The following is an 18,751-nucleotide window of genomic DNA, read 5'->3' on the forward strand; positions in this document are numbered from 1 at the left end:
GCCCATCACTCCATTATGATTACTCTACTTCCCTTCGGGTTTCTCTCAATGAGCTCCTCAATCGTGATGGCCTCTCCACCAGCCTCGATTATCTTCTTCTTAGCAGTCTCGCTGAACTTCCACGCCGCAACGACGACCTTGTGCTCGAGCTTTCCGGCTCCAAGAACGCTTCCCGGGACGATGACAGTGTCGCCTTCTTTGGTGTAGCGGTTGATCTTGCTGACGTTCACTTCAGCCCTCTGCCTCCTAGGCCTCTCAAGACGCCAGGCAATGTCCTTCCATATCTTAACTCCTTCCTCGTTCGACTTCTTTCTGAGGTAGCGGATGAGCCTCCTCAGGTTGATGTCGGTTGGACCGGTTCTCTTCATGAGCATTCCTCCTTCACAATTCTCGCACCGAGGGACGGGGTGAGCGTGAATTATGGTGCGGGGGCGGGGATTTGAACCCCGGAACCCCTACGGGACGGGACCCTGAATCCCGCGCCTTTGACCAGGCTCGGCAACCCCCGCGTCAGTCCGCTAATTTATGGAGTTCGCTTATAAATCTATCGCTCTTCCTCATAAGGATTTTGAGGGCTATGGTGACGATTTCCTCAACGGGGAGCTCTCCATTGCTTTCCACAGTAAAGACGAACGTATTGGGTACTACCTCTTCCCTAATCTTATCGCCCACGTACGGCTCAAACTTTCTCGGAAGGTAGAAAGCCTTCGTGGTGGTTATGACGAGCTCCTCGTCGGTCTCCTCAACGGGCAGACCGCGTTTCTCAGCTAAAGCCTTGAGCTCCCCCCAGTCTGGAACATCTTTGCTTACGTGAATCTTCGTGAGGTACTTGTAGTAGACGAAGCCGGGCTGCCACTTGGCGTGGTCCTTTCCGCGACCGAGCTTGGCATAGGCGTTCAGCGTGAGCTTCTGGCCTTCGGCCAGCTTGACTATCGGTATGTCCGGGTTAGCCGGCTTAACTCCATCGTCGTCGCTCTTGAGGTCACCAGAGTAGACCATACCCGGCCCCTCTGCCTCGAGGGAGAGGGTAACGGTATAGTCGTCAAGCTCAAGGGCATCAAGGGAGAACCTCTCTACCGGAGTAGTGAGCGGAATCATGGCCAGCCTGTGGGCGACTATCTCGTCAAACAGGGCGGAATCGTTCTCGAAGAACTCAACCTCGTCAACCGCAAAGGTCGGAACCTCGGCTAAGATGGTTCTCCTGAGGGCATTGGCGAAGGGAACATCAATTCCCTCAACGATGAACTTAATCGAATCCTCCCTTTTCTCAAGAATGCGAAACTTTGGCTCCATTTGCATCACCAAAAAAGAAGTTATAGGGGTCAGACACGCCTACCCCTTCTTCCGCCCTTCGGCCTGGTGCCATCGTGCGGAATCGGGGTGACGTCCTCAACCCTTCCTATCCTCAGGCCGGCCCTAGCGAGGGCCCTGATGGCTGCCTGGGCACCCGGCCCGGGGGTCTTGCTCTTGCTTCCTCCCGGGGCGCGGACCTTGATGTGAACACCGACGAAGCCCTTCTCCATAGCCTCCTCGGCAGCCCTCTTGGCGGCTATCATAGCCGCATAGGGCGAGGGCTCGTCCCTGTCAGCCTTAACGACCATACCACCGCTCCACCTGGAGACGGTCTCGGCCCCGGTGAGGTCGGTAATGTGGATGATGGTGTTGTTATAGGAGGAGTAGATGTGGGCAACGCCCCACTTCTCCTTCTTCTTAAGGTTAACAACCTGCTGTTCCTCGCTCATGAGGCCTCACCCTGCTTAGCCTGTTCGATAACCATTCTCTCGGGGTGGCTCTCCTTCGCGAAAGGAGAGGTCTTGGAGTAGGTTATGGTGTCTTCCTCCTCCTTGAGGACGAGGTAGCCCGGAGAGCGGATTATCTGGCCGTTGACCTCGATGTGGCCGTGGACTATGAGCTGCCTGGCCTGCCTGATGGTCCTGGCAAGTCCCTTCTTGAAGACAATGGTCTGAAGGCGCCTGTCGAGGACGTCCTCAACGGTAAGGGAGAGAACGTCATCCAGGACGGCATCGGCCGGAAGAAGGCCGAGCCTGTTGAGCCTCTGGAGGAGCTGGACCCTCTCAATCTCAGCCTGCTTGCCCCTCGCCGCAAGGAGGCGCCTGGCCCTACGCCTGAACTCCTTGAGCTGGGTCTCGTGGCGCCAGAGCTCCTTCTTGTTCTTGAGGGCGTACTTCTTCATGAGCACGCGCTCTCTGTCAAGCCTCTCCTTAATCCACGGGTGAGATGGAGTCTCGTATCTCTTCCTCTGCCTCTTTGGGTCTCCCATTTACACCACCTCACTTCTTTCTCCTTCTCACGCCGATGGTGGTACCGTGCCTGAAGTTCGACCTAGTTCTCTGTCCCCTGAGCGGCAGTCCGAGCTCGTGCCTTATGCCGCGGTAAGCCCTGATCCTCCTGAGCCTGTTGATGTCCTCACGCCAGGCCATAACAAGCTTGGCGGTGATGAGGTGCATATCCTTACCAGTCTCGTAGTCCTTCGGCCTGTTGACTGCCCAAGTCGGGATTCCGTGGGCGACCGGATCCTCAAGGATCTCCTCAATCTTCTTGACCTGCTCGTCGGTCAGGTAACCGGTCTTCATGTACGGGTCGATTCCTGCAACCCTGAGCACCATGGTGGCGAAGTTTATCCCTATGCCCTTGATGCCCGTAAGGGCCCATCTCAGCTGTTTATTTCCGTCCAAATCAACTCCTGCTACACGGACGATGTGTCTGAAGTTGTCCGTCATTACGAATACACCTCCATATCAATCCTTCAGAGAGGATTTTGGCGCCGGGACGGGGATTTGAACCCCGGTGTCCATACGGACACGGGCTCTCAAGGCCCGCGCCATCCCAGGCTAGGCGATCCCGGCATACACGCGGTAACCGCTCCCCTTTGCCAGCTCTCTTACTTCGGTGAAGTGGTCATCCATTAGAGCCTTAATATACTTTGCCCCCTGCTTCGTCTTGATAACAAGTTGCAGGAGGCCTCCATCGTTGAGATGCCGGGGAGCATTTATAACTATTTCCCTCAGGACTTCCTTTCCCGCGTGCACCGGAGGGTTAGTGATGATTGTGTCGAACTTTTCATCCTTAACGGGCTCGTAGAGGCTTCCCCACCTAACCTCGGCGTTTCTAACGTTGTTGATTTTTAAATTTTTCCTCGCTATGCTTACCGCCCGTCTGTTCACGTCGGTCATGACGACGTATTCAACAAAACGAGAGGCAACGATCCCTATTGCACCGTAGCCGCAGCCGAGGTCGAGGACGCGCCAGTTCCCGTCAAGTATCATGCTCTCTATGAGCAGTTCCGTTCCCCTGTCGAGTTTCCCGAAGGAGAAGACTCCACTGGCCGTTATGAACTTGAAACAATAACCCCTGAGGCAGACCTCGATGGTCTTTGTCTTGAGAGGAACGTTTGGCTCTTCGGAGTAGTAGTGGCTCATGTGGGGTGCTTCGTTGAGGGGTTTATAAATGTGGGGCATACATCGTGAGTCTTTTCTCCAGACCACTATCCCCTAGGGTTGCTCCTAAACCACAGCAACACCGTCACTATGACCACTGCAAGCCATCCCCATCCAGTTGCCCCCAAGTACATGGAGGGAACACTTCCACTACGAGTTCCCCAAACCATGAGGCCCATGAGCACCATGAAGATTGCCATCTCCAGCTGGATTATCCATGAAATCCTGCTGCGGCTTGCAAAGGAATCTCTGAACGCAAAAAGTAAAAGGAGGTAGATAGTCCCTCCAAGTATTCCTGCGTATGCTCCATACTCTATTGAGGACACAAGTTTTCACCTACTATTCAATAAGCTCAAAGCATAAAAGTATGATGCACAACAATGGGTAGCATCACCTTCTGGCCCTGGATAACCCAATTCCCACAATACTCCATCCCGCAATGAACCCGAAATAGACAACTGCTGGGAACTCTCGCCCCATAATCGTTGATACTGCTAATAATCCAATGGCACCTCCAATCGCTCCCAGTAGTATCCACATTTTCAACCAACCATTTTCAAACTTAATCATTAGACTCACCTGTCGGGATACTAATCCTAACCAAACTCATCATATTAAAGCAATAATTCAACAGATACTACCCTCTAACACGGATATCATTGACCTACCCAGATTCCATTGCTGGTTTCGTATTTCTCCAGTTATACATTTCAAGCAAGCTACTAACTATCCCAATGATCGCCACAGCCTTAATAAAATTCCCCTCTAACAATATCAAAATCAAACTCCCAAACATCACAACTAGAGAGCACTTAACAATCCGAATGTTCTTGTGAAGTTCGGGAACAAATAAAGCAGCCAAATACAAGTTAACAAGAACCATGTAAAAATTTCCCACAAGGGCCCCATAGCATGCTCCGAACAACAGAAGCAGGGTAATGAAAATCCCAACTAAAGGCCATTTTTTTCGCATAGATGTCTTAACTAAGAGCACCGATAACAAAGCCCCGAGTATAAATGCAATCAAGTAGATTACGTTTTCTGACATACTCCCCCCTCCACTATCTCAGACATGAAAAATAAAAAAGATTTTGACACTCATGGTAGTGCATTACAACATGCTGGTACACCAAAGCAACAGCAACAGTAGATACAAACATATGCAATCCCTGAAGCTGCTGCAAGCTGAAGATATGCTGTAGCGATAGAAATTCCAAGTACAGTAGCAACACAGAATATAACTCCTGTCCCTCCAGTTATGGCAATGCATCCAAGTATAGCTGGATCACAGAGCCACACAGCGTACAGTTAATAGAACACCAGATAATATTTGTGTCCATAATAAAAGCTGTTCCTCCTGCTTTCTCCTGGTTATATTCTGGGAGCTTGAGTCTTACCAAGTGCGAGAGGTGTCTCAGCTCATAAGCGCTCCTGCCCCAAATCCAGTTGGTTTCATCGCCCCTGCGGAGCTTCATGAGAACCTTGTTGAGAGTCCAGTAATACTCTGAAAGCGTAAGGTTATCCTTAGTGATAATCGTATCCCCAACAGGGACAACTTTATCCTCATCATTTGGAGCAATGTTCATTCCAGTGAGAAAAACCCTGTACTCTCCAGTCTCAGGGTCAGTGAAGATCCTCGTGATTAGCGTGAAGTTGTACTGGCTCCGCTCAGCCCTATAAACAAGCGTATACATAGTGTAGTTAAAAGTCTCGTTGTAAAGGCTAATTCCAATGAAGAGCAACTGCTCGTGCTTTTTCGTCATGTTGTAAAGCGTGACAACAGAAACGTTTAGTGAATTCACAGCACTGCAAGAGCTTGAGTTGTGACATGCACATGAGGCATTGGTCAAGTTCGCGAAGTCTATGGTCTTATTCACCCACGTAACGTTCATCTGGAGCCTGCCCTTATCATCGTACCAAGCAACCACAGCCCTCCTGAAGGTTATGCTGGAGTTGTTGGCGGTCATTGCCGTGGCCTGTGGTGCAGCAATCAATTGCAAACTCAACAGCATGGCCAATAAGATGACAGCACCGACCTTCCTAAAGACACCTTCCATGATGGAGACCCCCAGAGATTGTCACAAAAGATAATGCTAAAATCCTTAAAAGTTTTTTCAATTACAAGTTTGAATTAGTTCCGTTTTTTTTTTTCGTAGGATTTTCAATTTCCAACCGTATCAAAACGACGAGAGTAAGTCAAAAGAAGGAGGAGTAAAAGAGTAGACAAATGGACACAAACAACCGTTACTTGTGCAACCAGAGTTTCGGGGGCGTGGGGGCGTTAGTCCCCCGAAGGTTTAAGAGAAAACGGGGTTTGTGGGGCGAAGCCCCACTTCGGGGGTTTGAGAGTACAGAGAGATAAGGGGGCGGGGCCCCCTTGTCTTTCGTCACCACATCTTCGGGTACCAGTCCCTCGGCATGAAGACCTTGTCCACATCGACGGCTATTCCCTTGCTCTTCTGAAGCATCTCGCCGCTGGTCATGGTGGCCTTACCGAGGGCTACCAGCTCGTCTTTGAGAGTCATGACCGCAACCAGGTCGCCCCTCTTGATGCTCTTGTGAACTTTGACTATTCCCGGAACCGCGAGATCAGCGCCATGAGTAACCGCTGCAACCGCAGAGTCCCTTATCCACACCTTCGGCAGGTGCTCAACGGCCTTCTCCATCGGCTGTATCGCCTTCCTGAAGTATTCCCCAATGCCATCCTCCTTCCAGAAGTGATAGTAATCAACAAGGTCATGGAGGGTTACCAGGGTTTCATCCTCCTTGAAGGGGCCGCTTCTGGTACGGCGAAGCTCGGCCATGTGGGCCCCAACACCCAAGGCAAGGCCGATGTGGTGGATCAGTGAACGGATGTAGGTTCCCGCCTCCACTCCAACCCTGAAGAGCACGTCCTTTCCATCTATCTCCAGAATTTCGATGTAGTAGACCTTCCTCGTCCTCAGCCTTCTCTTGACCGCGCTCCTCAGCGGCGGCCTCTGGATTATCTCCCCCTCAAACTCCTTCATAACGGCGTAGATTTTGTCCTCCGGAACCTCGCCGTGGAGGTGCATCAGAGCAACGTACTCCTTACCCGCTGGAAGCAGGGCCTGAACTACCCGTGTGGCCCTCTCGAGGGCAACGGGAAGAACACCGCTCACCTTGGGATCAAGGGTTCCACCGTGACCGGCTTTGTTAAGGTTGAAGAGCTTCTTAACCCAAGCAACTACCTCGTGGCTTGTAGGGCCTGGAGGCTTGTCGAGGTTGATTATGCCAAACTGCATGTGCATTTCCATTGGCCTCTTCTCGGGCGGAAAGCCCCACTTGGGGTTTGTCTCAGCCTTCTCGTCCTTTATCAGAACCTCGCGCTTTATATCGGCCGGAAGGATCCTCCTCACTTCGTCCCTCGCCATGAGCATCACCCAATGAGCGTTATCGTGGTAACCTCGAGTTCGCGCTTTATAAACCTGCCCTCAGAACTTGAAGCGGTAGTTGAAGACAGGCCAACGGGGGAGGTACTTCACGAGCTTAAGATAACTCGGAATGAAGACCTCGCGCTTGTTCTTTTCGATGGCGGTGATGATTGCACTGACGACATCCTTAGGGTGTAGTGTCCCCTGTGGAACCATGTCGTTCCAGAAGGGTGTGGAGACCTGCTTGGGATAAACCCGGATGAGCGTTATTCCCTTCTTCTCAAGCTCGTGCTCTAGATTAACTGAGAGATAGTGAAGGGCCGCCTTTGAGGCACCGTAGGAAGGAAGGTCCCTCACGTTCACGAAAACCACACCGCTCAAAACCATCACAACCTTGCCACCCCGAGGGATTAAGTCCAAGAGCTCACGTGTGAGAGCCACCGGGGCTATCGTGTTCACCCTGAAAATCTCTTCCAGCTCCTCTTCACTCTGCTCTACCAGGGGCTTCAGTATACCAAAGCCTGCGTTGTTTATGAGAACGTCGAGCCTCTCAACACCGAGGTTTCTCAACTCACTTCTAATAACTTTAGGGACGTTTCTCTCCCGCAGATCTGCCACGATATAGTCAAAGTTACCCAACGATTGGAGTTCCTTCAGTCTCTCTTCATTTCTCGCAACGCCTATAACCCGGTAGTCCCTCCCAACGAGAGCCTCCACCAGAAGCCTCCCAATGCCGCCGGTCGCACCTGTTATAAGTGCAGTTTTCATGCCATCACCAAAAGAGTCTCCAGAGAAGGACCTTAAAAGTGTTGAGAAGTTAAAAAGAGGCCAGAAGGCCTCCAGCGATTTCACTCGAGGCTGATTCCAGCCTGCTCAAGGGCGGCCTTGACGGCCTCGTCGTCAGCGCCCCTCTCGATGTTGACCCTCTCTGGGAGGGGCTCGAGGTGCTTGACGTTCATCCTCCTGCGCTTGACCTTGTTGAGGCCAGCGCCGGTAACGAGGACGAAGTTCTTGTCGATGACGTCAACGACGACGACCTTCTGGCCAGCCCTCCTTCCTGCAATGATAACGGCTATTCTTCCAATCTCAATGGCTGGCATTCATCCCACCTCCTTCTTTTTGTTGCCCGGGCTAACGCCCGACCCCGCGTCACCGTCGGGGTAAAGGTGGTCGATGGCGGCCTTCACAATCGCGAAGACCCCATCGGGACCCCATTTAGCGGTGTTGATTATCAAGTCATAAATCGACTTGTCGTCGATGTCAATACCGTAGAGGTTTAAATACCTTTTCCTGTTGCCCTTCTCGCGCTCGGCTATCTGCACGAAGGCCTCCTCTACGGTTATGCCCTCCCTGCGGGCGACACGCTTGGCGCGCTCCATTATCGGAGCGTCGAGCCATATCTTAAGGTCAGCGTCCTTAACCATCCAGCCTGCAAGGCGGCCTTCAATAACGACGTTGCACTCCTTGGCTGCCTCAACCTGCCTCCTGTCAACCTCCCTGTCGATCTCGGGATGAAGCTCAGCATACTCCTGGAACTCCTGAAGGGTCATGCCCATCTCCTTGGCCATCTGACGGAAGATTAAGCCGGCATAGATGTGCTTGAAGCCGTAGTGCTTGGCGAGATTCCTGCACAGAGTGGTCGTTCCCGAACCGGCTAGGCCGCTGACGGTTATGACGAGGCAGCCCTTGGGCATGTTCGCACCTCAAAGGGAAATCCCGGCCCTAATCTGGGCCTTTATAACCTTCCTCATGCAGCTCGGGCAGAGGTTCGGATAGGGTCTCTCCGGCCTCTTCTTGGTCTTCGGGAGCTTCCTGAGCTCGCTCGGCCTGCCGCGCGGGACACCGTTGAGCGGCCTGCCGCACATGGCGCAGTGGGCAATCTTTGGCTTCTTCCTCTCGAAGTGTATGACCGTCCTTCCGCCCGGAGTCCTGACGTACTTCCTTCTCCATGACCTTGACCTGTACATTGGCTTCATTTCTCTCACCTCGCAATGCCTTTTTGTCAAGCGTTTTTAAATTTAACCCATATCGAGGAGCTTCCTAAGGATGTAACCCGTTATCATGGAGGTCATGATGTACCAACCTATGTATCCCAGCTCACTGGGAGGAAGGCCAGAGTGATACAGGCTATGGAACCAGTCGAAGAGGAAAAAGTCAAAGGGAGCCTTTGCTATGCCTACCTCAAAGTACCATCTCCTGAGCCAAGTGAAGAATATCCAGAATATAGGCATCGTCAGCAGGGTGACCTTGAACATTGTGTCCTTCATGACCTCACTTTGGAGCTTCATAAGCTCCATCTGCTCCTGCTGGAGCTTTCTAAGCTTCTTCTCATCCCTGGAGGCTTGGGCCTCTTTGTACTTCTTCTGAAACTCCTTGCTCTTCTTCTGGAGAAGTTTAACCTTCTCCTGATCAACCAGAACGTAGTTGATCAAGGTGAAGAACGCACCGAGTATTATTCCCGACACAGTAACTACCCATATCGGGTGGTACGAGGTTATCATTGGTCCGAACAGGTTGTCAAGGAATGCATATATTCCCTCAATCATACTCTCCCACCGCCAAATCCAGTACTTCAACAAGCTCGTGGACAGCCTCCTCAAGGCCCTTATCCTCATGGTTCTCGATTATCTTTATAAGCGCGTTGGAGTGCATCGCGTAGCTAACCGCCGCGGCACGGTTCAGATCCTGATGCCTCTGTATCTGTTCTTCAGTTTCAACGTCCCTATCGCGCTTAAGATCCCTAAGCCTTCTACCGAGTATCTCGCTCGGCGTGGCCTCAATTATGACTATGAAGTTAGGGTTTATGACTTCTATAACCTCCTTGGGGAAGCCGAGCAAGTAACCGACAGGGGTTCGTATGGTGGCGTGAGTGTCAATGAGTATTGGTTCAGTTTTTGCCATCTCAACGATTCTCCTTGCCGCTTTCATCTGGAGCTCCTTCTGGACGTTTGGATTGAGCTTTCTCATCTCGTCCCTGTGCTCCACCAGGCCAGCCTTAACTGCCTCCTCGAACATTAGATCCCCGAAATTTACCAGTCTGAACTTAGCTCGGGCCTTTCTGAGAGCCAGCCGGGTTATGGTGCTCTTCCCCACGCCAGGGATTCCTGTTATCATGACCACAAACGGCATCATGCTCACCCAAGGAGGTTTCTGGAAGAAGTAATCGAACCGGGTTTAAAAGGTTTTGTAAAGAAAGGAAAGAGTTCACTTGGCAAAGAACTTTCTCAAAGCGGGGAACATCTCGGTGGCCTGCTCTCTGGCTATCTCCTCATAGAACCTGTAGAGGATACCGACGGTAAGGAGGATTCCTGTTCCAGTTCCGAGAGCTCCAAGGAAGTCTGCCAGCACTGCGACAAGTGCTAGGGTGAATGAACCCAAGAAGGTAACATAGGGTATGTACCTGTTGAGAACCCTCTCGAGTATCCTCGGATCCCTTCTGAACCCTGGAATCTGAAGTCCAGCGCTCTGGAGCTGTCTGGCTATGCTCTTGGCATCTAGGCCGGTGAGCTCTACCCACAAGAAACCAAAGATTATCGACCAGAATATTGTCATTAGGGCGTAAACTAGTGCCCTCGTTGGATCTGCTATGACGTGGTAGATGTCCCTTGGTGGGTAGAGATATGTGACAAATCCGCTTATGGGATATCCATTGGCATCGAAGGTTCCAAGCCAAGTGTAGCCAAAGTTGTTGAGGAGCCTGGCCCAGAGCTGTATGTTGGCGTAGAGAGCAAACGTCAGGATTATCGGAATGTTGCTGACGTACATGAACCTTATCGGGTACCTTCCACGAACGGTAACCCTTCCATAGCTGAGCGGGATCTCAACGCGCATGCTCTCTAGATAGACGACGACTAGGAATACAACTATGGTTGCCAGCAGGTCCATCATGTCTGGTAGCGTTCCTCTGTACAGGGCTCCGGTAACATCACCGTAGAACAAGTGCTGGATAAACGCAGGTACAGCACCAACTATGGCCGGCCCGCCAGTTACTGGATCGATGTATTCAGCAGTAGTCATAGGGTTGAGGGCCTTGACGATAACTGTCTGTGAAACTCCCGCGGCGATGAAGAGGCTGATACCGCTACCTATACCCCACTTACTGACGAGCTCATCGAGGAGGATAAGCATCACCGAGGCAAATCCCAGCTGGAGAAGTATCAGTATGGCGAGCCCTATGCCTATGTAAGCCGCGCCTCCCGGAGTTTGGACTGTCTGGAAGGCGCCAAGGCTGGTGTCAACCTTACCGAAAGCGCCGGCAAAGACGTATATTGCCGCCTCGAAGAAGCTCATGAATACAGCGAACAACTTCTGAGCGGCCTGATAAAACCTCCTATCCTCATGATTTGAGAGATCAAGGTGAATTATCTCGGAACCGACGAGAAGCTGCATGATTATGCTCGCGGTGACAATTGGGCCTATACCCAGCGTCAAAAGAGAACCGCTTCTACCGGCAAGGACGAACCTGAGCGTGGCGAAGTAATCCTGGATCTTCTCCGGAATCCCATAGAGCGGAATTTCCGCGAGAACGAAGTACAGCAGCAGAACGATGGCGGTCCACATGAACTTCTCCTTGAGCGGAATGTGTCTTTTAGGCCGCTCAACCTCCGGGAAGTACCTCTCAATCGCGAACACTACGTTTCTGAACCCCATGAGTAACACCCGCCAAAAGTTAAATTAAATGGAAATCAGGCGAGGAGAACCTCGCCGCCAGCGGCCTTAATCTTCTCTTCGGCTTTGGGGGTGACGTAGTAGGCCTTGATGACAAGAGGCCTGGTGAGCTTTCCAGTCCCAAGAACCTTGTCGACGCCGAGCTGGGTGGTGTCGACGATGATCTTCCCCTCCTCCTCGTAGGCAACGCCTATGTCGAGGAAGAGCGGGAGGTTCTCGTCGATCTCGTTGAGGTTTATGGTCTTGGGAGTGTACTGAACGGCCTTAGGCCTGTGGAAGCCCCTCTTGCCGAGGTGATCCGGAGCGTACTTAATGGTCCAAGTCCACTTGGTGTTCTTCCTCTTACCGGTGCCTGCCATTCCTCTACCGCCCCTGCTTCCTCCACCTCTGTGCTTCTTCTTGCAGCCCCATCCATGAGTGTGACTTCCGCGGAGCTTCCTAACCTTCTTCTTCCTCCTTATCATCTCTCGCCACCTCAGAGCATTCTCTCAATGAGCTCGTTTATCTTCTCGCCGCGGTAGCCGAGTGCTCCGCCCTCCTTGAAGGAGCGCTTCTTGCTGCCCTTGAGGCCGCCCCTCGGCGGGTGGAGCCTGAAGACCGGCTTGATGTTCGGCAGGTCGGTGAGCTTCATCTCTCCGCTGACGACCTTATGGGCAAACTCCTCAATGGTCATTCCAAGCTTCTCCTTGACGTAGTCGTCGGTAACCGGCTTGTTGCCGATGAGCCTGCCCCTCTTCCTGATGAGCTTGGCGAGGGTCTCAGCGTCAATCTCGCCCCAGGTGATGTAGTCCTTAACCTTCTGAACCATTCCCTTGTAGCTCGGGGTGTCGTCGATGAGGACGAGGTGGTTTATCCTGTGGAGGCGGAGCATGGCTAGGGTGTCCCTAACATCTCCCCTCGCCCTGATTCCGCTCCTAAGCCTGATGAGTGCGAGCTTTGCCATCCTTTCTCACCTCACTCCAGCTCGAAGCTCGTAGCCATCTCCCTTCCGACGACGATACCGTACTTCTCAATCATGTCGGGTTTGATGGCAACCCTGTTGGTGTTGTAGAGCGCGTTGAAGACTGCCTTGGCGAAGTTAACGGTAGTCCTAGTCTCACCAAGGGTCTGAGACCAGACGTCCTGGACACCAGCGAGGCTGAGTATCTTCTTTCCAACATCACCAATGACCAGTCCAAGGCCACGCGGTCCGGGCATGAGCTTGACGCGGACGCTTCCTTCCTTGCCTTCGACGGCGAACGGGATTGAGTGCGGCCTCCTACACCTGCACTCCCAGGAACCGCAACCGCGCTTGATTTCGATGATGTTCATCTTGGCGTAGTTGATGGCCTTTCTGATGGCTATTCCAACCTCCTTGCCGTGTCCAATTCCAAGGCCAACGTAGCCGTCCCTGTTGCCCACCGCAGCAAGAACCCTGAAGCGGATCCTCCTGCCGCTGTCGGTCATCCTGACGGTGAGGGCTATGTCGAGCACTTCCTGGTTCTCCCTGAGGTTGACCTCTGGAAGGAGGACGTCAACGATCTCGGGCTCCTTGATCTGGTAGCCCTTCCTAAAGATCTCGTGAATGTCAGTTATCTGACCCTCCTTGACGAGCATGCCGAGCTTGGTCCTCGGCTGCCACTCCTCCAAAACCCTCTGGGCGATCTCCCTCGGGTCGCTCATTCTCTCGCCTCCTCAAACTTTTCGATTATTCTCGCCTTGACCTCCTCAAAGTGCTCGGGAAGCTTCTCGGGCTCGAGGCCCTTGACAAGGTAGCCGCTGAACTGCTTCCTGTACTTCCCCTCATCCTCTTCCTTGAGAGCCTTGGCGTAGTTGGCGATGTGCTCGCCAGTTATCCTGTAGTCCTCTGGATAGATCTCCTCGCTGTGTGGGACGTTGAGGCCAGCGTCAACAGCACCCTTGAGGACGGCAAAGACGCTCGAACCCCTGGTCGGCGGGTGCAGGCCTATGTCAAGGATTGCCTCCTCGATGCCGGCCTTCTTGGCCTTGTAGCCTATGAGCAGGCCGAGAAGGTAGGCACTCGGGGTGTTTCCTCCATGGCCCTTCCAACCAAAGTCCCTCATGAGCTCCCTCGTGTGAGCAGAGACGATAGTCTTGTCACCCTTAGGGTCGTAAACGACGATCTGAGCTATGTGGTGGTTGAGGCTCTTCCTAACGACGAGCCTTGGCTTGCCCGACTTGAGGAGGGCGAGCCTCTTGTGATAGTTAGTCTTACCCTCTCTCCTCCTCCTGAACGGAACCCTATACCTCGGTCCGTGCGCCATCTCTCTCACCTCACTCCTTCAGTATGCCGTGCTCCTGCATGAACAGGTAGAGCTGCCTCTTGTTCTTGAACTGGCCGCCCTTGGCCCTGATGTACAGCCTCCTGTAGGTGTGTTCGTCTATCTTGCCCTCGGCCTTAAGCTTCCTGAGTTCCTTCCTGAGGGCGCGGATGGTCATCATCCAGCGCTTCTTCTTGCCCATTCTAGCGGTCTTCTTACCCTTCCTGCTTCCCGGGCCCCTGTGGCGGCCCTTCTTCCTGGCCTCCTGGTAGGCCCTCGCCCTAGCCCTGCTCTGGCCCTTGATGGGCTTCTTCTTTATGATGCCATCGTTGATGAGCCTCTTGATGTCCTCCCTAGTGATGGCAGCGGCAACGTCATCAATCCTCTCAGGGTCGATCCAGACCCTGTTCTCACCGCACTTCAAAATGTCAGCGGCAATCCTTCTCTGCATCTTGAGCATCAGTCTCACCTCACGGGTTGAGTACCTTCACACCAAGCTCCTTGGCCCTAGCAAGTATCATCTCTCTCTTCCTCGCGCCGACGGTCCTCGCTATCCTGGCAGCCTGCCTGGTCGGGTCAATTGCTTCAAGCTCCTTCACGTTGTGGACGAGGACTTCCTCGTAGCCGCTCGGGTGGAGCCCGCGGACGAGCCTCGGTGAGCTCCAGCCTATGCTCGGTGAGCGGGCCCTACCCTTCCTCTTGAGCCTCATTTTGCTGTCAATACCCTTAGGCCTGCGCCACTTGGGGTCGTTCTTGAACTTCGGATAGCGCCACCACTCCTGCCTGAGGAACCTGGGCTTCTTCCTCTTGAGCTTGGCCCTAATCCTAAGGAGTCTCGCTTTCTCGTTCATTTCTCACACCTCAGAACTTTATCGGCTTACCCGCCTTCTCAACTATGTAGATACCGTCCTGGAAGACTCTCCTATCCCACTTGGTTATCCTGGTAGCCTGCTCGATGTTTGCGGCGGTCTGACCAACTGCCTCCTTATCAATGCCCTCGACGATGACCTCTGAACCCATGACCTTGACGGTAACACCGGGCAGTATCTTGGCCCTCCTCGGATTCTTCTCGCCGAGGAAGTTCTCGATGACGACCTCGTCGCCCTGAATCTTAACGGTCATGGGGAAGTGGCTGTAGACGACTTTGAGCTTGTAAGTGAAGCCCTCGGTGACGCCCTTGATCATGTTGGCTATGTGGGCCTTAAAGGTCCTCGCTATGGCAATGTCCTTCTTTCTCGGGAACTCCTTGAAGACGACAACCTTGCTGTCTTCGGTGAATATCTGAACGCCCGGGTACTTGAGCTCCCTCTCGAGCTCGCCCTTCGGACCCTTGACCTTGACGACGTTCCTCTCGATGGTGACCTCGACTCCCTCTGGAATCTCAACCTCTTCCCTTACCCACGCGTCTATCGGCATCTCTCTCACCTCAGTAGACGTAGGCTATCAGCCTTCCGCCGATTCCCTTCTCTATGGCCTCTTTGTGGGTCATGACGCCCTGGGAGGTCGAGACGATGAGGATACCGAACTCGAAAGCCGGAAGGAACCTCTTCTCCCAGGCCTCGTACTCCCTCGCCTTGACCGGGAACCTTGGCTTTATCGCACCGGCCTTGTTTATCTTGCCTATGAGCTGCACCCTGTAGATGCCGGCCCTTCCGTCGTCGATGAACTCGAACTCACCTATGTAGCCGTTCTCCTGCATAACCCTGAGGACCTCTCCAATGAGCTTGGAGGCTGGCTTTATGTAAACCTCCTTCTTTCCGACCCTCTCGCTGTTGGTTATGTGGGAGAGAGCGTTAGCCAGCGGGTCAAGCAAAGTCATCTCCTCTCACCTCACTCGTACTTCTTAAAGCCCAGCTTGGGGGCTATCTCTCTAAAGCAGTGCCTGCAGAGCATCAAGCCGTGGATCCTGATGATTGGGCCGTACTGTCCGCAGCGGACGCATCTCCTGGCGCCCTTTCCAAACTTCCTCGGCTTCCTCTTGTTGTAGTCAGCCTTCGCCATCTCACAATCCCTCCACCTGGACGTTAAACTCTTCCATAGCGAAGACGATACCCTCTTCCTTGGCCAGCTTGTGCCTGTTCGGTATCTTCTTCCTCTGCCTCTTCCTCTTGGCAACCCTGAATCCAGGCCTCTCAAGAGTAACGCAGACGTCCATACCAAAGATGCCTATCTCAGGGTCGTACTCGACGCCCGGGATGTTAATGTGCTCATCTATACCGAAGCAGAAGTTGCCATGCTCGTCAAAGTTGCTCGCCTTGAGCTTGTTGTCGACCGCAGCGAGGAGCCTCCTGAGCATCTCCTCAGCCTTCTTGCCCCTGAGGGTGACCTTCACAGCGATAGGCTCGCCGCGTCTGATTCCGAAGTCCTTGTTGGTCTGCTTCGCGTGCCTCCTTATCGGCTTCTGGCCGACGAGCTGCTCGAGCATGGTCTCGGCCTTGGTAAGCCTCTCACCGCTCTCGCCAACTCCAATGTTTATGGTGACCTTCGCAATCCTGGGCTTCCTCATGGGGTGAGCTTCCCAGTCAGCAAGTATGGCCTCTCTGTTGATCTGCATCTCATCTCACCTCACGGAAGGGAAATCTCCGGCTTGTCCTTTCCAACCACGAAGGCGTACTCCTTCAGGGTGTCAAAGAGCTCGCCGTTCTCGTCCTCGATGGTGACGACATCCGGCCATCCCATTGGGAACTGCCTGACCTCGACGACCTTACCTTTCCTTGCGACGTTCTTACCCTGAGTAACGAAGACGTAGGCACCGACCTCGAAGGGGATGACCTCGATTATTTCCCTCTCCGGAACCTTCATGAGAACAGTGTAGGCGGTCATGAATCTGTCCTTCTCGCTGAGGGCAACGAGGTGGTTGCTTCCGTCGTGAAGGTTGAGCTGAACCTTGGCTCCCTTGACCATTCTCTTGTTGCTGATCCTAAGAGGCTTTATGTTAGCCTCCTTCTCAGTTATCGGGTGGAGTATGAGCTTGCCAATCCTGTTCGGGAGAACCCTGTAGTGCTCACCAGTCTCGGGGATGGAAACGACGTCCATTATACCGACCGGGAACTTGTAGTCCTTCCTAACACGGCCGTCAACGAGTATCTTGCCCTCGTTGAGTATCTTCCTGGCCTCGCGAGCGGTCTTGGCATAGCCAAGGTAGTCCCTGACAATATAAAGCAGCGGAATGGAGGTCTTCATGCTGTGCGGACCGGGTCTTGGCCTGACAGCCCACTTATAGGCCTTCCTCTCAATATACCACTGATTTGGAGCGGCAAGCCTCTTAAGGTGCCTCTTAGCGCCTTTCCTCGCCATCAACCAGCCCTCCTCTCAATTATCTTCTCCCTCTCCTCGTCCTCGAGGTTGAGCTCGACTATCATAACGTTCGACGGATGAACCGGGTAGAAGACCTCGGTACCGTCGACCTTCTTTTGGGTAACGCCCTCGACATAGATCCTGTACCTCTTGAGGTTGACCTCAACGACCTTTCCTTCCTTGCCCTTGTAGTCGCCGCGCATGATTTTGACCTTGTCGCCCTCCCTTATCGGAAGGCTCCTCACGCCGTACTTCTGCCTGAGCTCTTTGCTCAGGGTGGCGCTCATTATCTTGCTCCTAAGGTGAAGGGGAGCGTTGTAAAGGAACTTCCTCTGCTTCCTCGGCTGCTTGGTATCCAACTTCATCATTCTCACCTCACAACACAATGCTCGCTATGCTACCGAGCCTAACCCACCTCTCGGCGGCCTCCCTAGCTATGGCACCCCTGATCTCGGTTCCCCTCGGAACACCCTCGGGGGTGACTATGGCAGCAGCGTTGTCCTCGAACTTAACGCGCATGCCATCGAGCCTTCTGTACTCCTTTCTCTGCCTGACAACAACTGCCCTAACGACCTGGTGCCTTATGTCCGGCCTTCCCTTCTTGACGGTGGCGACGACCATGTCGCCGACGCCGGCACTAGCAAGCCTCCTCCTGGTTCCCTTGTAACCAACAACACCGATTATCTGGATGAGCTTGGCGCCGCTGTTGTCGGCGACCTTGAGGTAGGCGCCGATTGGCAGAGCACGGGTCGGCCTGACGGGACTAATACCTCTCGTAGCACCTGCACCCTTCTTAGCCATGGTTATCACCTCTCCTCTGTTCTCTGAAGTATGCCAACGACTACGAAGCTCTTGGTCTTGCTAAGCGGCCTGGTCTCAGCAATGAGGACCTTGTCGCCGGGCTTGGCGTTGATGCACGGTGGGTTGTGTGCGTGTATCCTGCTCCTCCTTAGCTCATACCTCTCGTACTTCTTGAGGTAGTGGTAGTGCTGCCTCTCAACGGTAACGGTCCTCTTGGGCTTGTCGCTGATGACGATGCCTTCAAAGTATCTGCCGTGTATCTTGAGGTTCCCGTGCCAGGGGCAGTGCGGGTCATCACACTTCTCAGCGGGAGGCTGAATCTTCAATCCAATCTCTCTCATCGTCTCCACCTCTTCTTCAATCTCATCTCGGGTCTTCCAATCAGTTCCCTTCCGTTGATCCGGATTCTTTTATCGCCAACCTCAAACTCGAGCTCCACCACGTCCTTCGGGATAACCCAGACCCTCTCACCGCATATGGTGAGGGTGTTCCTCGTCTCATCAAGGACGTAGCCCTCAATGCCAACCAGCTCTGGATGAGATGCCCTTATAATTTTTGCTTTTAGCCCTATGAGCTCGTGCCAGAGGATGTTTTTCGCCGTCACTCGATTTCTATCAAGTCCTCTGAAAATCCAAGGTCTGCTAGCAACTTCTTGACCCTTTCTCTGTGATCTCCCTGGAGCTCTATCCTTCCCTTCTTTACCGTTCCGCCGCATGCCAGCTTCGCCTTCAGCTTTTTGGCTATATCCTCGAGGTCAAACTCCTTCTCGTCTATGCCCTCGATTATGGTTTTAAGCTTTCCGTAGCGGGCCTTCTCTATGTAAACTCTAATCCTCTGCTGCTCCTTCAGGACCTCCTTAAAGAGCATCTCATCC

At 53.2% G+C, this 18,751-nt stretch carries 34 protein-coding genes and 2 tRNA genes; all 36 read right to left on the bottom strand.

The window, feature by feature from the left end; translation table 11 throughout:
• Nucleotides 1-5: 5 nt before the first annotated feature.
• The 36 genes from E3E32_RS05605 to yciH all read right to left on the bottom strand — a co-directional run bounded on the left by E3E32_RS05605 (nt 6) and on the right by yciH (nt 18,744).
• Entirely contained in the window at nt 6-368 is a 363-nt protein-coding gene (locus E3E32_RS05605; RefSeq protein ID WP_167731013.1) for a 50S ribosomal protein L18e, read from the bottom strand.
• 53 nt (nt 369-421) lie between these two features.
• Nucleotides 422-509: transfer RNA gene (locus E3E32_RS05610), tRNA-Leu, on the bottom strand.
• A gap of 1 nt (nt 510) precedes the next feature.
• Entirely contained in the window at nt 511-1,293 is a 783-nt protein-coding gene (locus tag E3E32_RS05615; RefSeq protein ID WP_167730736.1) for a DNA-directed RNA polymerase subunit D, read from the bottom strand.
• Nucleotides 1,294-1,322: 29 nt separating this feature from the next.
• Nucleotides 1,323-1,742 carry a 30S ribosomal protein S11 gene (locus E3E32_RS05620; RefSeq protein WP_012571062.1) on the bottom strand — a complete coding sequence of 140 codons (420 nt, stop codon included), beginning with the start codon at nt 1,740-1,742 and terminating at the stop codon, nt 1,323-1,325.
• Nucleotides 1,739-2,281, bottom strand: coding sequence for a 30S ribosomal protein S4 (locus E3E32_RS05625; protein ID WP_167730738.1), 543 nt, complete (start codon nt 2,279-2,281; stop codon nt 1,739-1,741). Before E3E32_RS05625 ends, E3E32_RS05620 begins: the two co-directional genes overlap by 4 nt.
• A gap of 10 nt (nt 2,282-2,291) precedes the next feature.
• Entirely contained in the window at nt 2,292-2,741 is a 450-nt protein-coding gene (locus tag E3E32_RS05630; protein ID WP_167730740.1) for a 30S ribosomal protein S13, read from the bottom strand.
• 39 nt (nt 2,742-2,780) lie between these two features.
• Nucleotides 2,781-2,867: transfer RNA gene (locus tag E3E32_RS05635), tRNA-Ser, on the bottom strand.
• A complete protein-coding gene (locus E3E32_RS05640) occupies nt 2,853-3,440 on the bottom strand; it encodes a class I SAM-dependent methyltransferase (protein ID WP_167730742.1) in 588 nt (195 codons plus the stop codon). The genes E3E32_RS05635 and E3E32_RS05640 overlap by 15 nt, the downstream gene beginning before the upstream one ends.
• 65 nt (nt 3,441-3,505) lie before the next feature.
• Nucleotides 3,506-3,784, bottom strand: coding sequence for a hypothetical protein (locus E3E32_RS05645; RefSeq protein ID WP_167730744.1), 279 nt, complete (start codon nt 3,782-3,784; stop codon nt 3,506-3,508).
• A 64-nt stretch (nt 3,785-3,848) separates the two neighbouring features.
• Nucleotides 3,849-4,028 carry a hypothetical protein gene (locus tag E3E32_RS05650; RefSeq protein ID WP_167730746.1) on the bottom strand — a complete coding sequence of 60 codons (180 nt, stop codon included), beginning with the start codon at nt 4,026-4,028 and terminating at the stop codon, nt 3,849-3,851.
• Between the two features lie 94 nt (nt 4,029-4,122).
• Nucleotides 4,123-4,506 carry a hypothetical protein gene (locus E3E32_RS05655; RefSeq protein ID WP_167730747.1) on the bottom strand — a complete coding sequence of 128 codons (384 nt, stop codon included), beginning with the start codon at nt 4,504-4,506 and terminating at the stop codon, nt 4,123-4,125.
• 208 nt (nt 4,507-4,714) lie between these two features.
• Nucleotides 4,715-5,515 (bottom strand): hypothetical protein, encoded by an 801-nt coding sequence (locus E3E32_RS05660; RefSeq protein WP_240910569.1) that lies wholly within the window; start codon nt 5,513-5,515, stop codon nt 4,715-4,717.
• 330 nt (nt 5,516-5,845) lie between these two features.
• Complete coding sequence (locus E3E32_RS05665) at nt 5,846-6,850, bottom strand: RNA-guided pseudouridylation complex pseudouridine synthase subunit Cbf5 (RefSeq protein WP_167731014.1); 1,005 nt, start codon at nt 6,848-6,850, stop codon at nt 5,846-5,848.
• A 60-nt stretch (nt 6,851-6,910) separates the two neighbouring features.
• Nucleotides 6,911-7,618 carry an SDR family oxidoreductase gene (locus E3E32_RS05670; protein WP_167730748.1) on the bottom strand — a complete coding sequence of 236 codons (708 nt, stop codon included), beginning with the start codon at nt 7,616-7,618 and terminating at the stop codon, nt 6,911-6,913.
• Between the two features lie 80 nt (nt 7,619-7,698).
• Entirely contained in the window at nt 7,699-7,950 is a 252-nt protein-coding gene (locus E3E32_RS05675; RefSeq protein ID WP_167730749.1) for a 50S ribosomal protein L14e, read from the bottom strand.
• Nucleotides 7,951-8,544 (bottom strand): (d)CMP kinase, encoded by a 594-nt coding sequence (gene cmk / locus E3E32_RS05680; protein WP_167730750.1) that lies wholly within the window; start codon nt 8,542-8,544, stop codon nt 7,951-7,953.
• Between the two features lie 9 nt (nt 8,545-8,553).
• Nucleotides 8,554-8,826: a 50S ribosomal protein L34e gene (locus tag E3E32_RS05685; protein WP_012571050.1), complete on the bottom strand. Its 273-nt coding sequence runs from the start codon at nt 8,824-8,826 to the stop codon at nt 8,554-8,556.
• 42 nt (nt 8,827-8,868) lie between these two features.
• Nucleotides 8,869-9,396, bottom strand: coding sequence for a DUF106 domain-containing protein (locus E3E32_RS05690; protein WP_167730751.1), 528 nt, complete (start codon nt 9,394-9,396; stop codon nt 8,869-8,871).
• Nucleotides 9,389-9,979 carry an adenylate kinase gene (locus tag E3E32_RS05695; RefSeq protein ID WP_167711043.1) on the bottom strand — a complete coding sequence of 197 codons (591 nt, stop codon included), beginning with the start codon at nt 9,977-9,979 and terminating at the stop codon, nt 9,389-9,391. The genes E3E32_RS05690 and E3E32_RS05695 overlap by 8 nt, the downstream gene beginning before the upstream one ends.
• 75 nt (nt 9,980-10,054) lie before the next feature.
• Nucleotides 10,055-11,500 (bottom strand): preprotein translocase subunit SecY, encoded by a 1,446-nt coding sequence (gene secY, locus E3E32_RS05700; protein ID WP_167730752.1) that lies wholly within the window; start codon nt 11,498-11,500, stop codon nt 10,055-10,057.
• A gap of 35 nt (nt 11,501-11,535) precedes the next feature.
• Nucleotides 11,536-11,982 carry an uL15 family ribosomal protein gene (locus tag E3E32_RS05705; RefSeq protein ID WP_167730753.1) on the bottom strand — a complete coding sequence of 149 codons (447 nt, stop codon included), beginning with the start codon at nt 11,980-11,982 and terminating at the stop codon, nt 11,536-11,538.
• 11 nt (nt 11,983-11,993) lie between these two features.
• Nucleotides 11,994-12,461 (bottom strand): 50S ribosomal protein L30, encoded by a 468-nt coding sequence (locus E3E32_RS05710; RefSeq protein WP_167730754.1) that lies wholly within the window; start codon nt 12,459-12,461, stop codon nt 11,994-11,996.
• An 11-nt stretch (nt 12,462-12,472) separates the two neighbouring features.
• Nucleotides 12,473-13,180 carry a 30S ribosomal protein S5 gene (rpsE, locus tag E3E32_RS05715; protein ID WP_167730755.1) on the bottom strand — a complete coding sequence of 236 codons (708 nt, stop codon included), beginning with the start codon at nt 13,178-13,180 and terminating at the stop codon, nt 12,473-12,475.
• A complete protein-coding gene (locus E3E32_RS05720) occupies nt 13,177-13,782 on the bottom strand; it encodes a 50S ribosomal protein L18 (protein ID WP_167730756.1) in 606 nt (201 codons plus the stop codon). The genes rpsE and E3E32_RS05720 overlap by 4 nt, the downstream gene beginning before the upstream one ends.
• 10 nt (nt 13,783-13,792) lie before the next feature.
• The gene (locus tag E3E32_RS05725) at nt 13,793-14,239 is read right to left on the bottom strand and encodes a 50S ribosomal protein L19e (protein ID WP_167730757.1); all 447 of its coding nucleotides are present in this window, start codon (nt 14,237-14,239) and stop codon (nt 13,793-13,795) included.
• A gap of 10 nt (nt 14,240-14,249) precedes the next feature.
• Nucleotides 14,250-14,630, bottom strand: coding sequence for a 50S ribosomal protein L32e (locus E3E32_RS05730; RefSeq protein ID WP_167730758.1), 381 nt, complete (start codon nt 14,628-14,630; stop codon nt 14,250-14,252).
• Nucleotides 14,631-14,640: 10 nt separating this feature from the next.
• Complete coding sequence (locus tag E3E32_RS05735) at nt 14,641-15,195, bottom strand: 50S ribosomal protein L6 (protein WP_167730759.1); 555 nt, start codon at nt 15,193-15,195, stop codon at nt 14,641-14,643.
• A 10-nt stretch (nt 15,196-15,205) separates the two neighbouring features.
• Nucleotides 15,206-15,598 carry a 30S ribosomal protein S8 gene (locus tag E3E32_RS05740; protein ID WP_012571039.1) on the bottom strand — a complete coding sequence of 131 codons (393 nt, stop codon included), beginning with the start codon at nt 15,596-15,598 and terminating at the stop codon, nt 15,206-15,208.
• Nucleotides 15,599-15,609: 11 nt separating this feature from the next.
• On the bottom strand, nt 15,610-15,780 hold the full coding sequence (locus tag E3E32_RS05745) for a 30S ribosomal protein S14 (RefSeq protein ID WP_012571038.1): 171 nt from the start codon (nt 15,778-15,780) through the stop codon (nt 15,610-15,612).
• A gap of 1 nt (nt 15,781) precedes the next feature.
• Nucleotides 15,782-16,333 carry a 50S ribosomal protein L5 gene (locus E3E32_RS05750; RefSeq protein ID WP_167730760.1) on the bottom strand — a complete coding sequence of 184 codons (552 nt, stop codon included), beginning with the start codon at nt 16,331-16,333 and terminating at the stop codon, nt 15,782-15,784.
• Nucleotides 16,334-16,344: 11 nt separating this feature from the next.
• Complete coding sequence (locus E3E32_RS05755) at nt 16,345-17,076, bottom strand: 30S ribosomal protein S4e (protein WP_167730761.1); 732 nt, start codon at nt 17,074-17,076, stop codon at nt 16,345-16,347.
• Nucleotides 17,076-17,441 carry a 50S ribosomal protein L24 gene (gene rplX, locus E3E32_RS05760; RefSeq protein ID WP_167730762.1) on the bottom strand — a complete coding sequence of 122 codons (366 nt, stop codon included), beginning with the start codon at nt 17,439-17,441 and terminating at the stop codon, nt 17,076-17,078. Before rplX ends, E3E32_RS05755 begins: the two co-directional genes overlap by 1 nt.
• 10 nt (nt 17,442-17,451) lie before the next feature.
• Complete coding sequence (locus E3E32_RS05765) at nt 17,452-17,877, bottom strand: 50S ribosomal protein L14 (protein ID WP_012571034.1); 426 nt, start codon at nt 17,875-17,877, stop codon at nt 17,452-17,454.
• A 5-nt stretch (nt 17,878-17,882) separates the two neighbouring features.
• On the bottom strand, nt 17,883-18,218 hold the full coding sequence (locus tag E3E32_RS05770; protein WP_167730763.1) for a 30S ribosomal protein S17: 336 nt from the start codon (nt 18,216-18,218) through the stop codon (nt 17,883-17,885).
• A complete protein-coding gene (locus E3E32_RS05775) occupies nt 18,215-18,592 on the bottom strand; it encodes a ribonuclease P protein component 1 (protein WP_167730764.1) in 378 nt (125 codons plus the stop codon). Before E3E32_RS05775 ends, E3E32_RS05770 begins: the two co-directional genes overlap by 4 nt.
• Complete coding sequence (gene yciH, locus E3E32_RS05780) at nt 18,478-18,744, bottom strand: stress response translation initiation inhibitor YciH (protein WP_206204400.1); 267 nt, start codon at nt 18,742-18,744, stop codon at nt 18,478-18,480. The genes E3E32_RS05775 and yciH overlap by 115 nt, the downstream gene beginning before the upstream one ends.
• Between the last annotated feature and the right edge of the window lie 7 nt (nt 18,745-18,751).

This window comes from Thermococcus sp. GR6, from assembly GCF_012027415.1.
Lineage (GTDB): Archaea > Methanobacteriota_B > Thermococci > Thermococcales > Thermococcaceae > Thermococcus > Thermococcus onnurineus.

Bases quoted from the DNA above. Each gene is read 5' to 3' on its own strand.
- E3E32_RS05670 (WP_167730748.1), bottom strand. From the start codon at position 7,618: ATGAAAACTGCACTTATAACAGGTGCGACCGGCGGCATTGGGAGGCTT.
- E3E32_RS05710 (WP_167730754.1), bottom strand. From the start codon at position 12,461: ATGGCAAAGCTCGCACTCATCAGGCTTAGGAGCGGAATCAGGGCGAGG.
- cmk (WP_167730750.1), bottom strand. From the start codon at position 8,544: ATGCCCAAGGGCTGCCTCGTCATAACCGTCAGCGGCCTAGCCGGTTCG.
- E3E32_RS05615 (WP_167730736.1), bottom strand. From the start codon at position 1,293: ATGGAGCCAAAGTTTCGCATTCTTGAGAAAAGGGAGGATTCGATTAAG.
- E3E32_RS05765 (WP_012571034.1), bottom strand. From the start codon at position 17,877: ATGGCTAAGAAGGGTGCAGGTGCTACGAGAGGTATTAGTCCCGTCAGG.
- E3E32_RS05620 (WP_012571062.1), bottom strand. From the start codon at position 1,742: ATGAGCGAGGAACAGCAGGTTGTTAACCTTAAGAAGAAGGAGAAGTGG.
- yciH (WP_206204400.1), bottom strand. From the start codon at position 18,744: ATGCTCTTTAAGGAGGTCCTGAAGGAGCAGCAGAGGATTAGAGTTTAC.
- E3E32_RS05695 (WP_167711043.1), bottom strand. From the start codon at position 9,979: ATGCCGTTTGTGGTCATGATAACAGGAATCCCTGGCGTGGGGAAGAGC.
- E3E32_RS05625 (WP_167730738.1), bottom strand. From the start codon at position 2,281: ATGGGAGACCCAAAGAGGCAGAGGAAGAGATACGAGACTCCATCTCAC.
- E3E32_RS05730 (WP_167730758.1), bottom strand. From the start codon at position 14,630: ATGAACGAGAAAGCGAGACTCCTTAGGATTAGGGCCAAGCTCAAGAGG.
- E3E32_RS05630 (WP_167730740.1), bottom strand. From the start codon at position 2,741: ATGACGGACAACTTCAGACACATCGTCCGTGTAGCAGGAGTTGATTTG.
- E3E32_RS05755 (WP_167730761.1), bottom strand. From the start codon at position 17,076: ATGGCGAGGAAAGGCGCTAAGAGGCACCTTAAGAGGCTTGCCGCTCCA.
- rpsE (WP_167730755.1), bottom strand. From the start codon at position 13,180: ATGAGCGACCCGAGGGAGATCGCCCAGAGGGTTTTGGAGGAGTGGCAG.
- E3E32_RS05665 (WP_167731014.1), bottom strand. From the start codon at position 6,850: ATGGCGAGGGACGAAGTGAGGAGGATCCTTCCGGCCGATATAAAGCGC.
- secY (WP_167730752.1), bottom strand. From the start codon at position 11,500: ATGGGGTTCAGAAACGTAGTGTTCGCGATTGAGAGGTACTTCCCGGAG.
- E3E32_RS05720 (WP_167730756.1), bottom strand. From the start codon at position 13,782: ATGGCGCACGGACCGAGGTATAGGGTTCCGTTCAGGAGGAGGAGAGAG.
- E3E32_RS05605 (WP_167731013.1), bottom strand. From the start codon at position 368: ATGAAGAGAACCGGTCCAACCGACATCAACCTGAGGAGGCTCATCCGC.
- rplX (WP_167730762.1), bottom strand. From the start codon at position 17,441: ATGAAGTTGGATACCAAGCAGCCGAGGAAGCAGAGGAAGTTCCTTTAC.
- E3E32_RS05740 (WP_012571039.1), bottom strand. From the start codon at position 15,598: ATGACTTTGCTTGACCCGCTGGCTAACGCTCTCTCCCACATAACCAAC.
- E3E32_RS05650 (WP_167730746.1), bottom strand. From the start codon at position 4,028: ATGATTAAGTTTGAAAATGGTTGGTTGAAAATGTGGATACTACTGGGA.
- E3E32_RS05685 (WP_012571050.1), bottom strand. From the start codon at position 8,826: ATGAAGCCAATGTACAGGTCAAGGTCATGGAGAAGGAAGTACGTCAGG.
- E3E32_RS05660 (WP_240910569.1), bottom strand. From the start codon at position 5,515: ATGGAAGGTGTCTTTAGGAAGGTCGGTGCTGTCATCTTATTGGCCATG.
- E3E32_RS05735 (WP_167730759.1), bottom strand. From the start codon at position 15,195: ATGCCGATAGACGCGTGGGTAAGGGAAGAGGTTGAGATTCCAGAGGGA.
- E3E32_RS05705 (WP_167730753.1), bottom strand. From the start codon at position 11,982: ATGATAAGGAGGAAGAAGAAGGTTAGGAAGCTCCGCGGAAGTCACACT.
- E3E32_RS05675 (WP_167730749.1), bottom strand. From the start codon at position 7,950: ATGCCAGCCATTGAGATTGGAAGAATAGCCGTTATCATTGCAGGAAGG.
- E3E32_RS05770 (WP_167730763.1), bottom strand. From the start codon at position 18,218: ATGAGAGAGATTGGATTGAAGATTCAGCCTCCCGCTGAGAAGTGTGAT.
- E3E32_RS05655 (WP_167730747.1), bottom strand. From the start codon at position 4,506: ATGTCAGAAAACGTAATCTACTTGATTGCATTTATACTCGGGGCTTTG.
- E3E32_RS05775 (WP_167730764.1), bottom strand. From the start codon at position 18,592: ATGCGGCGGAACGGTAAAGAAGGGAAGGATAGAGCTCCAGGGAGATCA.
- E3E32_RS05725 (WP_167730757.1), bottom strand. From the start codon at position 14,239: ATGCTCAAGATGCAGAGAAGGATTGCCGCTGACATTTTGAAGTGCGGT.
- E3E32_RS05750 (WP_167730760.1), bottom strand. From the start codon at position 16,333: ATGCAGATCAACAGAGAGGCCATACTTGCTGACTGGGAAGCTCACCCC.
- E3E32_RS05745 (WP_012571038.1), bottom strand. From the start codon at position 15,780: ATGGCGAAGGCTGACTACAACAAGAGGAAGCCGAGGAAGTTTGGAAAG.
- E3E32_RS05690 (WP_167730751.1), bottom strand. From the start codon at position 9,396: ATGATTGAGGGAATATATGCATTCCTTGACAACCTGTTCGGACCAATG.
- E3E32_RS05640 (WP_167730742.1), bottom strand. From the start codon at position 3,440: ATGAGCCACTACTACTCCGAAGAGCCAAACGTTCCTCTCAAGACAAAG.